Raw genomic sequence first — 13,928 nt, forward strand, 5'->3', positions numbered from 1 at the left:
TCCAGTGATTACGTTGCAGGTAAAGAAACATTTTCTGCGGATACTAATTTGCTGCTACACGATTTTGAAAACTCAGTTATACAGTTAGATTTTAAATCTGCTTCAGATATTTTAGGCTCTATATTTAATAAACTTGAAAGCAATTTTTCTGATGAAAATACTGTTAGAAGCATCTGCACTCAAATTTATCTTATTTGCTATAGAGTAATGCTTAAAAGTAATACTCTTCCTACAGAAGATGAATATATAAATAAAATAAATTCAGGTTCAGATTTCTTCCAGTTAAAAGAAACTGTCAGAAATCTTATATATGATGTAAAAAAGCAATTAACCCAGTCCTCTAAAAAATACAGTTCTTTCATCGAGGAAACAATTACATATATCAAAGAACATATTGCTGACGATTTGTCACTTGAGCTGATGATGTAAAAAAACAATTAACCCAGTCCTCTAAAAAATATAGTTCTTTCATAGAGGAAACAATTATATACATCAAAGAACATATTGCTGACGATTTGTCACTTGAGCTTATCGCACAAAATGTTCACACTAATGAATCCTATTTAAGCAGAACTTTCAAAAAAGAATGCGGTCATTCAATTGTAAGTTACATTACAATGCTTAGAATCAGTATGGCCAAGGATTTCTTAGCAAATACAAACCTTAAAACATTTGAAATATCTGATAAAATAGGAATTCATGACCCTGCATATTTTTCCGTTATTTTTAAAAAAAACACAGGTCTTAGCCCGAAGGACTATAGGAATCAATTCGTAAGATAATTATTAATACTTTAAGAACTAACATGTTATGTTATTAACATTAGTTATATATTAAGATGTCAGCGTCAAAAGGTTCAAGCCCACATGCGTTTGCTCATAAGTAGGTAAAAGACCTTAGAGCTCACCCTGACATCATATTAATTAACTTTTACAAAATATTGAAAGGAGATTTTAACATGGCAAACAGAATAATGTTAAACGAAACATCTTATCACGGTTCAGGTGCAATTAATGAAATTGCAACAGAAGCAAAGGCACACGGATTCAAAAAGGCTTTTGTATGTTCTGACCCTGACTTAATCAAATTCAACGTTACATCTAAGGTTACAGATATCTTAGATAAAAATGACTTGGCTTATGAAATATATTCAGATATCAAAGCTAACCCAACAATCGAAAATGTACAGCATGGTGTTCAGGCTTTTAAAGATTCTAAAGCTGATTACATTATTGCAATTGGTGGTGGTTCTTCAATGGATACAGCAAAAGCAATCGGAATAATTATTGCAAATCCGGAATTTGAAGATGTAAGAAGTCTTGAAGGCGTAGCGCCTACTAAAAAGCCTTGTGTTCCTATTATTGCAGTACCTACTACTGCAGGAACAGCTGCTGAAGTTACAATTAATTATGTTATTACAGATATTGAAAGAAAACGTAAATTTGTATGCGTTGACCCACATGATATGCCAATTATCGCTATCGTAGATCCTGATATGATGTCTTCAATGCCAAAGGGACTTACAGCTTCTACCGGTATGGACGCCCTTACTCACGCCATCGAAGGTTACACAACAAAGGCTGCATGGGAAATGACAGATATGTTCCATTTAAAGGCTATTGAAATTATTAGCAAATCTCTTAGAGGCGCAGTTGAAAATACTAAGGAGGGTCGTGAAGGAATGGCTCTTGGTCAGTACATTGCCGGAATGGGATTTTCAAATGTAGGGCTTGGAATTGCTCACTCAATGGCTCATACTTTAGGTGCTGTTTATGACACTCCTCATGGTGTTGCATGTGCCATGATGCTTCCTATTATTATGGAATATAATCAGGAATGTACCGGTGAGAAATATCGTGAAATTGCCCGTGCAATGGGTGTTAAAGGCGTTGATGAAATGTCAACTGATGAATACAGAAAAGCAGCAATTGATGCCGTTAAGCAATTGTCAGCTGATGTAGGAATTCCTGCAAAACTTGATGCAATAAAAGAAGAGGATTTACCTTTCCTTGCCAAGTCTGCTGCTGCAGATGCCTGCGCTCCGGGAAATCCTAAAGATGCAAGTGTTGATGACTTCATAGAATTATTTAGAAAAATTATGTAATTTTAATTAAATTTTAAACACTAATTTAGTTTTACGGAAATGTTTTATAATAAATTTCATATATAAAGTTTTACGGAAATATTTTATTATGAACTCCATATTAAACATTTTCCAAATATAAACTAATACAATACAAACTGCTACTATGTAAAGACAAATATCTAAACACAGTAGCAGTTTTATTTTATTTAAATTCATTCACGTTTCTTTTTTTCTTCTTTTTTACTATACTTAATTAACAGCATTTCTACTCCAATATTTTCATCCATAGCACCTCTTTTTATAAGTTGCTCTGTTTTTATACTTTCTGCTAAGCCATCCTTAAGTTCTCTCATCTGAAAATTTTTTGCCTGCTGTATACTTTTGCCGGCTATAAACGCCTGGACTCCCATTGCTTTTGCCACATCATTTTTACCCATACCCTGATTTGACAAATCCTTTGCCTGAAGCATAAGATTAAATTGTCTTGTAATCATATATAAAATACGCATTGGTGGTTCTTTGGCCGCTATGAGCTCATAGTATGAATCAAGAGTCTTTTTCTGATTTTTTGTAGAAATGGCATCAATCATGTCAAATATTTTAACAGACATCTGAGTTATGCACACTGCATCTATTGCCTCTTTATCAACTACATCTGATTTCATACAATAACAGATTAACTTTTCTATTTCAGTAGATAAGGTTTCCATATCCGTTCCTACTTTTTGAAGCAAATACATCATATTTGCTTTTGTTATGCGCTTTCCTGCATTTGCAAACAATCTGGCAGCCCACACACTCAAATCTCCCTCTGTCTGGCTTGTCATTTCACAAATATATCCATTTGTTTTTACTGCTTTATATAATTTACTTCTCTTATCTACATTACTTTCTACAAATAACATAATCGTGCTTTCAGGTATGGACTTAACATATTCTGCTAATTCATCTCCACCTGACTTAAACATTTCAGTATCTTCAAGCACAACTAATCTATATTCTGCCATAAATGGCATTGTTTCAGCTACATCGATAATTTCTTTTACATTCAGGCCTTTTCCTTCATAAAAATTAGAATTCATGGTATCTCCACCATTTATTGCCTGAATAAGTTGATTTTTATAATTTTTAACAAGATACTCTTCTTCACCGCATAGCAAATAAACTCTTTTAAACTTTCCTGTCTTTATATCTTCTGATAATGTTTTCATTTTTATTTCTTATATCCTTATTACTTAATTAAATGCACAAATAATTTTAGCACAGAAATTCATTCCATTCATCTGTTTTATTCTAATGTATCATATTTTTATTTTTTTACGGAAAAGATTTTCATTTTCTATAACATATTTATGCTTCACAAATAATTCTTCTAAATAGTCGATTCATTTTACTTTGGATTATCGTATTATTACTGATAATATTTAGCAAATCTCTTTTTAACATTCGATTTCATTTTGCACATAAAATCTATCACTCCATCCTAAAGTCAATCTCGCCAATAAAATCTGTTCGCAATATTTCTGTATTATGCATATTTAATCTATCTATGGTTTCTATATGAGGATGTCCATAGCTATTTCCTTCACCGCACGAAATAACGCTATATTTAGGTTCAATTTTACTTAGCATATTTTCTGATGAAGAAAATCTGGAACCATGATGCGGAACCTTTAATACTGTATATTTTTGTGCCAAATTTTTTTCAATATTATTTTCTACCTCACTGCTTATATCTCCTGTTAAAAGCATTGAAAAATTTTTATACTTTACATCAAGTACAGTGCTGTTATCATTTCTGTCATCCATTTGATTTTTAATATCTGGATTTATGCATTTAATTTTTAATGGCCCTGCCTCTATTGAATCACCATTTTTCAAATAAAGCACCTCTACACCCATTGCATGGGCTAATTTCTCCATCTCCACATATTCATCGTCTTTATTTAAAAGCTTTGGCAATACTATATTTCTGACCTTTATTCCTCCGTTGTCTGACTGTTCTAAAAGCTCTCTTACCCCACTTACATGGTCATTATCAAGATGGCTGATTATTGCATAATCAATCGCCCTTATTCCTTTGTATTTAATAAACGGAATTATTCTGTACTTCCCTACATTTTTAACATCACTGCTTCCTCCGTCAACAGTTATAAAAGCATCATGTGTCCGAATCGCAATTCCATCTCCCTGCCCCACATCAAGAAAATTAACTTCAAATCCCGTAAATATATGCACAAATAAACTTATCGTTATTATTATGAAACTTCCAAAAACAAATATAATTTTTTTAATGAAAATTTTTCTCTTTTTTGCTTTCTTACTCTTTTTGCTTTCGACAATTTGCCCTGTTTTTGGTATTATCTTTTTACTCTCCTTATCCTCACTTTTCTTTAGATATATTTTCATTCCTATGCACATGCCTGCAATCGTACAATAATAAATTATAACCACAAATATATTGGGTTTGCCACATATCATATTATAAAATGGAATATGCTCTACTATCGTGCATAACAAACCATACATCTTTATAATCAGACACGCCGGCAAAATAGTTATCTTTCCAATAATTACAAACAAATATGAAGAATATAGTCCCACAAATCCACTCGCTATAACGATTCCCATTAATGGAACAATAATTAAATTTAGTAGTACTGAATACATTGGTATCTGATAATAATTCCAGGCTATAATAGGGTTCATAACAATAGTGATGCACAAGCTAAATCCAAATGCGCTCCACATTTTTCCTTTTATATCCATAAATTTTTCTGTTATTTTCCATACAAAATTCGCTCCTATTATTGCCGCAAATGACATTTGAAATCCACTGTTTATTATTACCATCGGATTACTGCATACAATAAGTAAAAATGCTAACGCTATCGCATTTATCCTATCATTTTTTCGTCCCAAAACTTCGCCGGCAATATTCATTATAAACATAATTGTTGCCCTTACTGTCGCCACCCCGAATCCGGTCATCATTGAAAATAACAAGATAATTGAAATTGAAAAAAACGCTGCCGGTATAAATTTAAGTTTCTTTCTAATTAATGAATACACAAACAAGCCGATTAATGAAATGTGTAACCCGGAAATTGCCAAAATATGTGAAATTCCATTCATTTGATATAGTGACTTAATATCGTCATTAATATCATTCTTATTACCAAGCAAAATTCCCTGTATAATCCCTCCGTTTTCCAGGTTACATATCTTAAAAACACCTACGTTATTATCATTGCAAATCTTTTTAAGTTGCCTTGTATAACTTTTCTTCAAATCATATAATCTCTGTTTTATAAGGTTTGTCTCATTAGAAGTTATCTCTACACTGCAATTTGCTATTTCTCCATACATTCCAAGAGACTGATAGTATTTGTCTGAATCAAAATTTCCTTTGTTTCGTGCTTTGTCAAATCTATTAATTATGCCTTTGCATTTAACATTGTTGCCGATAGATACAGATAACTCTTCTTTCGTTTCAAAAATCAAATTTACATCCTTTATTTTTTTCAAATTTCTTTTATTATTTTCTGCTAAATTCTCTATCGTTGTTTTTATTTTGTATCTAAATCCATATTTTGTGTCTGTTATCTGTAAAATTTCTCCATTAACAACGATTGTTTGTCCATTCATCTCATCTATTGATTTCTTTTTAGAAAGTTCTCCCTCAGTAATCAAATATCCAACAACCATAAAGCATAAGCTTAATGTCATTAACATTACTTTTTCAATCTTTTGCTCCCTGTTTTTAAATAGTAGTAAAATAAATGAAAGCAAAACAAGCAGCACTGTTACAAATAACAATGCTGCCTGTGCATATATAGCTATCACCTCTCCAAGTACAAAAGCCAATGTTATTGTTAATATTGGTCTTTTAATAGCTATTCTCCTTCTTTTGTTTCATTTTCAATATAATCTAAGTTTCTAATGAAAGCGTTGTCTAACTTCACTCCTTTAAAACTTACATTTGTATTTCCATTTACCATTATCTGAACTTTGTGAACATAGTTAAGTTCTGATAAAGAATTTACTATAGAATATATTGCAAGTTCAGGAGAACCAACTATCTGTTCTGTCAGAAAATTTGAATCGAAATTTACATAACAGATATTATCAGTAGTCATAACGCTGATTAACTTTACATCTTTTGGAAAAATTCTATTGTATCCCTTTTCATCCGGACCTTCTATTAGTCTCTTTACAATAAATTCTTCTTTAGATTCTTCTCCTGTATAATTTTCCATAACATCACATTCTTTTAAATTAGAACTATCTTCATTTCCGTAATAGAGAATAAATCTTGTTGAAAATACAATGTTATTATCACTACCATAATTATCCACAAAATCAGTGGCCTGCATATTTCCTATAATAGTTCCATCTCTTCTTGTCAACGCACTGTCATTAACGGTAAATGCGACATAATCTACAGACTCAATCTGAGTTAAAGTAAGGACTACTGCTGCTCTTATTAACACTTCTTCATCCTTGCTGATTTCAAGATATTCCTCACTAAAATCCAATGTTAAAATTCCATCCAAAAGATTGTAACTGTTTACAATTACTTTTTTCGGAATGGCTTTACCTGTTAACTTCTTTATCATTTCATCTACCTGTTCTAAAGTATCTGAACTCTTTGTTTTATATTGTTCATTTTCAAGTTTATCTTTATCCCGGCTAACATAAAAAATATAATTCCCATCATATTTTTTTGTGTTGCTATTTTTTGCTTTTCCACAGCCTACCGCTGTAACCATAAGTACACACACAAGAATGCTGCATATTATTTTCTTATATCTGTTCATTTTATTAAACACCACGTTTCAATCTTTATTGTTCAATATACTTTAATGGAATACGAACTGTAAATGTAGTTCCTTCTCCCTCTTTACTATGAACTTTAACTGTACCTTTATGAAGTAATATAATATTTTTAGTTATTGACAAACCAAGTCCTGTGCCACCTGTTTCTCTTGCTCTTGCCTTATCAACTCTGAAAAATCTTTCAAAAATATGCTCCTGCTGGTCATCTTCAATTCCAATTCCTGAGTCTGCAACTTTGAGATAGAAATACTGATGATCTGCATTTAGCGATACTCTTACCCATCCGTCAGTCACATTATATTTAATGGCATTTTCAACTAAATTAGTTACAACCATGTTAAATTTGACTTCATCTACATCTGCCATTACAGGTCTGAAACTTTCAAGCACAACTTCAATATTTTTTACTTCTGCTATAGGTCTTAATCTCTTTAAAGTACTTTCAACAAGTTCATTAATATTTACTGTTGAAATATTAATTTTATCATTTCCGCTGTCCATTCTTACCAGATTAAGCAAATCTGTTATTATATCATTTTCACGGTCAATTTCTTTTGCTATATCCGTTAAAAATTCCTGATACAATTCTTCCGGCACATTTTCCTGACCTACTAAAGAATCCGCAAGAACCTTCATTGAAGTTATTGGCGTCTTTAATTCATGGGATACATTTGAAACAAATTGCTGTCTTGACTCATCCTGCTTAGCAATTATTTCAACCATCTGGTTAAATTCCCTGATTATGTTTTTAACTTCCGTCTCACCTTTTTCTTCAATATTCGCCTTCAAATTTCCGGTTGAAATTCGTTCAATAGACTCTTCTATACTCTTAATAGGCTTAACTAATATTCTTGAACAAATCCATGACATTATCAATGCAAATACTCCCAAGAGTAAATCAATAACAACTATGTAGTTAAGTATTGTGTAATAAAATTCCTTAAATGCTGTTGTTGAATATCTTGTATACATTGCTCCAAGTATTTTAGTCTGACTGTTACCATTTACATCTGTAACAGTAGACATTATGGGCAGTACATATTCAACATATTCCTGCTCCTCATAATAATTATATACTTCATCACCTGTCATTGCCTTTATAACACTTGAAGAAATATTTGTTTTTCCTTCGTCTGAATTATATGTGTCCTTTATTATAATATAGTCACTATTTATAACTTCAACTCTTCCTTCAAATCCTGTAGCAAGTTGTGACATTTCTGCCTCAGCAATTTCAGAATCCTGGTTGTCCATATAATTTTCGCTTAATATACAGTTTCTAAGTATATAATTTTGTGCTTTAAATTTTTCAAATCTTTGTTTTGAATAGTTATTGACCGCCATCTTTCCAATTAAAAAATTCGAGCCAATAACCGGTATTATAATCGCAATAAATGTTATTACAAATACTTTAAATCTCATACTTGTAATAACATTTATAAATTTATCTACTATCTTCTTCATTTATTTAACCCTGGAAAAAGTATCCCATTCCCCATTTTGTATGTACGTACTGTGGCTGGGCAGGATTTTTTTCTATTTTTTCTCTTAATCTTCTAACATGAACATCCACTGTTCTTGCATCTCCCGGGAAATGAGTTCCCCATACCAATCTTAACAATTCATCTCTGCTGTAAACTTTTCCAACATTTGTCGCTAAAAGTCCTAACAAATCAAATTCTTTTGACGTTACATTTATTTCTTTTCCTTCGATAAATAATCTCTTATCTTCTAAATCAAGCTTCATATCACCACTTACAATAACCTTTGGCTTTTCCACAGCCTTAGGTGACTTCTTCGTATTTCTGCGGTTTATTGCTTTGATTCTGGCCTTAACTTCTAAAATATTAAAAGGTTTTGTGATATAATCATCTGCACCGTATTCAAGTCCTAATATTTTGTCCATATCATCGCCTTTAGCCGTAAGCATAATTATTGGAACATCTGAAAATTCACGCACCTGTTGGCACACTTCATACCCGTCAAATACCGGAAGCATTAAATCAAGTAAAACCATATCATATATATTCTCTCTGATTTTCTCTATAGCTTCTCCACCATCATATGCACAATCAACATCCATTCCGTCCTGTTCAAGACTAAATTTGATTCCTTTAACAATTAATTTCTCATCATCTACCACTAAAACCTTCATTTATACCTCTTCTTCTAATTTACAGTTATATCATTTTGTATATTTTCAAAAGTAGAATCTCCAATTCCTGACACATTCTTTATGTCTTCTATTGTCTGAAACTTTCCATTCTTCTCCCTGTATTCTATTATAGCCTTAGCCCTTGTTTCACCTACTCCTGAAAGACTCTGTAGTTCTTCAGGTGTCGCTGTATTAATATTTATCAAAGCATTATCACTATCTGTATTCTGCACAATATCAGTGTCCTGCTCCTGACTTTTCTTATATTCTTTCTTAGACAATATATGAATCTGTTGTCCATCATATACTGTCTCTGCAAGATTTAAATATTCTTTCTGGGCATTTTTTGTCATGCCCCCTGCTAACTCTATTGCCTGATATAATCTTGCTTCATTTTCTAATTTATAAACACCCGGGCTTTCAACTTCTCCACTTAAATATACATAAATATGATTTTTATTTTCTGTATATTCATAACTCTCTTCAATTGTTTCTTCGTTAATCATTATTTCCTTAGAATCATCGCATCCCGTTAAAATAATACCTGCACATATCATCAACACTACAATGCTTACATTCTTTGTAAAATAACTTAATTTATTTAATATTCTGTACATTTTTCCTCCTTTTTACGGAGTTTCCCTTAAACGTACACAATAATAATACCTAATAAAATTTCAAATCGCAATATCCAAATACCTGATTTTATTGATTTTATTTAATATTAATCTACTTTATATGCTCACTTTATTTTTTAAATATAAATATACCCACAACGGCTAAAACAACTCCCACTAATTTACTCCATTCAAAAGGTACCTTTTCCACTCCAAATATTCCAAAAACTTCTATCAGATATGCAACAACAATCTGGGAAATAACAATTATCAGTACAGCCTGCGCCGGGCCAAGATTATCCATACTTTTAATTACTGTCCATGTAATTACTGCCCCTATAGTTCCACCAAGAAGCATGTATTTATGTTCTACATTAAATATTGCAGTCATACTTTCCCTGCCTGTTACAAACCATGCAATTATGCAGACAATTAAAGCTGTAAACTGTACCCAGCTGTTTGCGACCCACATACTTGAACTTTCCGTTACTTTCGTATTAAAAACTCCCTGAATACTCATTAGAGCTCCTGAAATTAATGCAATAATAAAACCCCACATAATACTTTCCTCCCTCTTGAAGTATTATGTGAGGTTTTGAAATTTTTATACTAATGACTTTCTTAATATTTCAATCATTTCATCAACATTTTCTTTTGTAATCGTAAGCGGTGGCACCATTCTTAGTACATCGCTTCCGGCTGAAATTACTAATAAACCATTTTCAATAGCCTTATTAACTGTCTCTCCTACAGGTGTTGTAAGGACAAGTCCCTGCATAAATCCTTTTCCTCTTCTTGCAGTTACATTGTCAAAATCTTTAACTATTTCATCCAATTTTTCTTCCAAATATGGAGCAACTTTATTTACATTTTCTACGATTTTTTCTTCTTTAAATAAATCAAATACCGTAGAAACTGCTGCAGTAGCTAATGGATTTCCACCATATGTAGTTCCGTGATCTCCCGGTACTAATGAATTACATGTTTTTTCTCCTGCAACAAATGCTCCAACAGGAACACCACAACCTAATGCTTTTGCTACTGTAACGATATCCGGTTTAATTCCATAATGTTCATAAGCAAACATTTTACCTGTTCGTCCCATTCCACACTGAATTTCATCACAAATCATTATTATATCATTTTCATCACAAAGCTTTCTTATTCCTTTGATAAATTCTTCATCTGCAGGATATATTCCGCCTTCGCCCTGAAGTGTTTCTAAAACAATCGCGCATGTTTTATCAGTTATTAATGACTCAACACTTTCAAGATTGTTGTACTCAGCAAATTTTATTCCATCAATCATAGGTCCAAATGGTTCCTGATAATGTGCATTTCCTGTAACTGCCAACGCTCCTAATGTTCTTCCGTGAAAAGAATGGTTCATAGCTATAATTTCATGATTTGCATGACCGTCCCTATCATACGCATATCTTTTAGCCATTTTTATAGCACCTTCAATTGCCTCTGTTCCGCTATTTGTGAAAAACACTTTTTTAAGACCTGTTGCCTCAACAACTTTTTGTGCTGCTTCAATTGCCGGTACATTGTAATATAAATTAGAAGTGTGTATTACCTTGTCAATCTGCGCTTTCAATGCATCATTATATTTTTTATTATTATATCCTAATGCAAATACAGCAATTCCTGCTGCAAAGTCCAAATATTTCTTTCCATTTACATCATACAAATATACTCCGTCGCCTTTTTCTATTACAATTTTAAATCTGTTGTATGTATGTACTAAAAATTGCTCTGCTTTATCCATATATTCCTGAGCTGTCATTTCATTTCTCCTTGTATAAATATATTGCCACATCCTTTGATTGTTGGCTAATTATAGGAAATATTTATAGAAAAACTCTCTTCATTTTGTTTTCTATTCATTCCCAAATTTTTCCTGGTCATCTGCTAAAATAGCTGTTCCGATACCTTTATTTGTAAATATTTCAAGTAATAAGCAGTGTGGAATTCTTCCATCTAAAATATGTACTCGTGAAACGCCATTGTTAATAGCATTTATACAGTTATTAATCTTAGGAAGCATTCCTCCCTGAATAGTTCCATCCGCAATCAAATTTTTTGCTTCAGATACTGTCATTTCAGAAATAACTGTATTTGGATCATCCTTATCCATATAAACACCTTCTGTATCTGTAAGGAATGCCAATTTTTCTGCATTTACTGCTTCTGCGATTGCACTTGCAGCATCATCAGCATTAATATTATATCCGTGGAAATCTTCATCCAATCCTATCGGACATACAATAGGAAGGAAATCCTTTTCTATCAAATCTAAAAGGATATCCGGATTTACCTTTGTTACTTCTCCTACATATCCAATATCTTCACCCTGTGAATATTTCTTTTTAACATTAAGCATGCCACCGTCTTTACCACTTATTCCGATTGCTTTTACGCCAAGCTGTTCCACAATCTGAACAAGTTGTTTATTTACTTTATTAAGGACCATTTCCGCAACTTCTAATGTATCTTCATCTGTTACTCTTAATCCGTTTATGAATTTTGGCTCCATTCCAAGCTTATTAACAAAACCGCTTATTGCTTTACCTCCACCATGAACGATGATTGGCTTAAATCCTACTAATTTCAAAAGAGTAATATCCTGTATTACACTCTGCATAAAGTTTTCATCAAGCATAGCACTTCCGCCGTATTTAATAACAATAATTTTTCTGCTAAATCTCTGAATATAAGGTAACGCTTCAATTAATACATTTCCTTTTTCAATCCATTTTTCCATCTCAAGTTCTTTTGATCCCTTCATAATCATGGCCTGCCTATCCTTCTTTCTCTATTCCTTTTTTTATTATTAATTGCTTTTTTAACTTCTGTAATCTGCATTAATTGATACATATTCATGAGTCAAATCACATCCCCATGCTGTTGCTTCACAATCTCCCATTTTCACATCAGCAATTGTTGTAACTTCAGGCTCTGACAAAATCTTTGTAGCCATCTTTTCACTGTAATCTGTTGCTCTACCATTTTCAACTATTTTTAATTTTCCAACTTTGCTTTCAAAATAAATATCTACACTATCAGGATTAAATTTAGCTGTTGAATATCCCATTGCACATAAGATTCTTCCCCAGTTTGCATCATGTCCGTAAATTGCTGCTTTTACAAGACTTGATGTAACTACAGATTTCGCTAATGTAACTGCCTGTTCTTTTGATTCGCAGTTAATCATTTTTACTTCTAAAAGAGCTGTTGCCCCTTCACCGTCTCCTGCAATCTTCTTTGATAAAGTTACTGTTACTTCATGTAATGCTTCTACAAATTTATAATAGTCTTTGTTCTTTTCAGTAATCTTTTTATTTTCTGCTAATCCATTTGCAAGTAATAATACTGTATCATTTGTGGATGTATCTCCATCTACAGAAATCATATTAAATGTATCTTTTATATCATTACTTAATGCTTCATATAATAAATCTTTTGAAATGTTAACATCGGTTGTAATAAATCCTAACATTGTACACATATTTGGATGAATCATTCCTGATCCTTTACACATACCACCAATTGTAACCTTCTTGCCACCTATCATTAATTCAACTGCTACTTCTTTTGGTACTGTATCTGTTGTCATTATTGCTTCCGCTGCCAAATGTCCACCTTCTAAACTTGCATCTAATGTAGGTACGAGCATTCCTATTCCGTTTACAATTTTATCCATAGGAAGCTGAGCTCCTATTACACCTGTAGATGCAACTAATACGCTTTCCTTGTTAATCCCAAGCATTGCTGCTGTTTCCTGTGCCATTTCTTCACAGTATTTCATGCCTTCTTCACCTGTGCATGCGTTAGCTACTCCGCTGTTACATACAACTGCCTGTGAAAATTCGTTTTCATATATCATTTTCTGATCCCATTTTACGGGAGCTGCTTTTACCTGATTTGTTGTAAATGTTCCTGCTGCTGTACAAGGTACAACACTGTATATCATTGCCATGTCTTTTTTATCTTTTTTTATTCCTGCGTTTAAGCCCATTGCTGAAAAGCCCTGTGGTGCTGTTACGCCGCCTTTTATTTTCTTCATTATATTTCCTCCAATTAACAAGCTGGCTTGCCCTTTTGATTATCCATATTCAGCTCGATTTCAGTTGCTTTGCAACTTTCATCTCGCTGTGTTTACATTTGTGATTCCCCGGCTTTCGCCATTCTTTTCACATCGTCTCTTCGTTCCGATGTGCAACACGGC

At 32.5% G+C, this 13,928-nt stretch carries 12 protein-coding genes; 2 read left to right on the forward strand and 10 right to left on the reverse strand.

What is annotated here, in order from left to right; all coding sequences use genetic code 11:
* Positions 1 to 429 (forward strand): hypothetical protein (locus tag ABMA45_RS07980; RefSeq protein WP_348030108.1); only part of this gene is annotated, 429 nt, incomplete at its 5' end.
* Between the two features lie 529 nt (positions 430 to 958).
* Complete coding sequence (fucO, locus tag ABMA45_RS07985; protein ID WP_022089365.1) at positions 959 to 2,104, forward strand: lactaldehyde reductase; 1,146 nt, start codon at positions 959 to 961, stop codon at positions 2,102 to 2,104.
* Positions 2,105 to 2,298: 194 nt separating this feature from the next.
* Here fucO and holA read toward each other — a convergent pair whose 3' ends face one another.
* The 10 genes from holA to argJ form a co-directional block, all read right to left on the reverse strand.
* Positions 2,299 to 3,297, reverse strand: a complete 999-nt coding sequence (holA, locus tag ABMA45_RS07990) for a DNA polymerase III subunit delta (protein WP_022089366.1) — start codon at positions 3,295 to 3,297, stop codon at positions 2,299 to 2,301.
* A 262-nt stretch (positions 3,298 to 3,559) separates the two neighbouring features.
* Complete coding sequence (locus ABMA45_RS07995; protein ID WP_347996145.1) at positions 3,560 to 5,932, reverse strand: DNA internalization-related competence protein ComEC/Rec2; 2,373 nt, start codon at positions 5,930 to 5,932, stop codon at positions 3,560 to 3,562.
* Positions 5,933 to 5,982: 50 nt separating this feature from the next.
* Positions 5,983 to 6,906, reverse strand: coding sequence for a GerMN domain-containing protein (locus tag ABMA45_RS08000; protein WP_022089368.1), 924 nt, complete (start codon positions 6,904 to 6,906; stop codon positions 5,983 to 5,985).
* Between the two features lie 25 nt (positions 6,907 to 6,931).
* A complete protein-coding gene (locus ABMA45_RS08005; protein WP_022089369.1) occupies positions 6,932 to 8,389 on the reverse strand; it encodes a sensor histidine kinase in 1,458 nt (485 codons plus the stop codon).
* A 4-nt stretch (positions 8,390 to 8,393) separates the two neighbouring features.
* A complete protein-coding gene (locus ABMA45_RS08010) occupies positions 8,394 to 9,080 on the reverse strand; it encodes a response regulator transcription factor (RefSeq protein WP_022089370.1) in 687 nt (228 codons plus the stop codon).
* Positions 9,081 to 9,094: 14 nt separating this feature from the next.
* Positions 9,095 to 9,697 (reverse strand): helix-hairpin-helix domain-containing protein, encoded by a 603-nt coding sequence (locus ABMA45_RS08015; RefSeq protein ID WP_022089371.1) that lies wholly within the window; start codon positions 9,695 to 9,697, stop codon positions 9,095 to 9,097.
* A 130-nt stretch (positions 9,698 to 9,827) separates the two neighbouring features.
* Positions 9,828 to 10,256 (reverse strand): DMT family transporter, encoded by a 429-nt coding sequence (locus ABMA45_RS08020; RefSeq protein WP_022089372.1) that lies wholly within the window; start codon positions 10,254 to 10,256, stop codon positions 9,828 to 9,830.
* Positions 10,257 to 10,301: 45 nt separating this feature from the next.
* Entirely contained in the window at positions 10,302 to 11,486 is a 1,185-nt protein-coding gene (locus tag ABMA45_RS08025) for an aspartate aminotransferase family protein (protein WP_022089373.1), read from the reverse strand.
* A gap of 93 nt (positions 11,487 to 11,579) precedes the next feature.
* On the reverse strand, positions 11,580 to 12,494 hold the full coding sequence (gene argB / locus ABMA45_RS08030) for an acetylglutamate kinase (protein WP_022089374.1): 915 nt from the start codon (positions 12,492 to 12,494) through the stop codon (positions 11,580 to 11,582).
* A gap of 51 nt (positions 12,495 to 12,545) precedes the next feature.
* Positions 12,546 to 13,766, reverse strand: a complete 1,221-nt coding sequence (gene argJ / locus ABMA45_RS08035; protein ID WP_022089375.1) for a bifunctional glutamate N-acetyltransferase/amino-acid acetyltransferase ArgJ — start codon at positions 13,764 to 13,766, stop codon at positions 12,546 to 12,548.
* Positions 13,767 to 13,928: the final 162 nt, after the last annotated feature.

Origin of the sequence: Eubacterium sp. CAG:156, from assembly GCF_000434315.1 — a bacterium.
GTDB classification, from domain to species: domain Bacteria; phylum Bacillota; class Clostridia; order Lachnospirales; family Lachnospiraceae; genus Eubacterium_U; species Eubacterium_U album.

What these genes read in the sequence shown, in the direction of transcription:
- fucO (WP_022089365.1), top strand. Translation starts at nt 959, where the DNA reads ATGGCAAACAGAATAATGTTAAACGAAACATCTTATCACGGTTCAGGT.
- holA (WP_022089366.1), bottom strand. Translation starts at nt 3,297, where the DNA reads ATGAAAACATTATCAGAAGATATAAAGACAGGAAAGTTTAAAAGAGTT.
- ABMA45_RS08000 (WP_022089368.1), bottom strand. Translation starts at nt 6,906, where the DNA reads ATGAACAGATATAAGAAAATAATATGCAGCATTCTTGTGTGTGTACTT.
- ABMA45_RS08005 (WP_022089369.1), bottom strand. Translation starts at nt 8,389, where the DNA reads ATGAAGAAGATAGTAGATAAATTTATAAATGTTATTACAAGTATGAGA.
- ABMA45_RS08010 (WP_022089370.1), bottom strand. Translation starts at nt 9,080, where the DNA reads ATGAAGGTTTTAGTGGTAGATGATGAGAAATTAATTGTTAAAGGAATC.
- ABMA45_RS08015 (WP_022089371.1), bottom strand. Translation starts at nt 9,697, where the DNA reads ATGTACAGAATATTAAATAAATTAAGTTATTTTACAAAGAATGTAAGC.
- ABMA45_RS08020 (WP_022089372.1), bottom strand. Translation starts at nt 10,256, where the DNA reads ATGTGGGGTTTTATTATTGCATTAATTTCAGGAGCTCTAATGAGTATT.
- ABMA45_RS08025 (WP_022089373.1), bottom strand. Translation starts at nt 11,486, where the DNA reads ATGACAGCTCAGGAATATATGGATAAAGCAGAGCAATTTTTAGTACAT.
- argB (WP_022089374.1), bottom strand. Translation starts at nt 12,494, where the DNA reads ATGATTATGAAGGGATCAAAAGAACTTGAGATGGAAAAATGGATTGAA.
- argJ (WP_022089375.1), bottom strand. Translation starts at nt 13,766, where the DNA reads ATGAAGAAAATAAAAGGCGGCGTAACAGCACCACAGGGCTTTTCAGCA.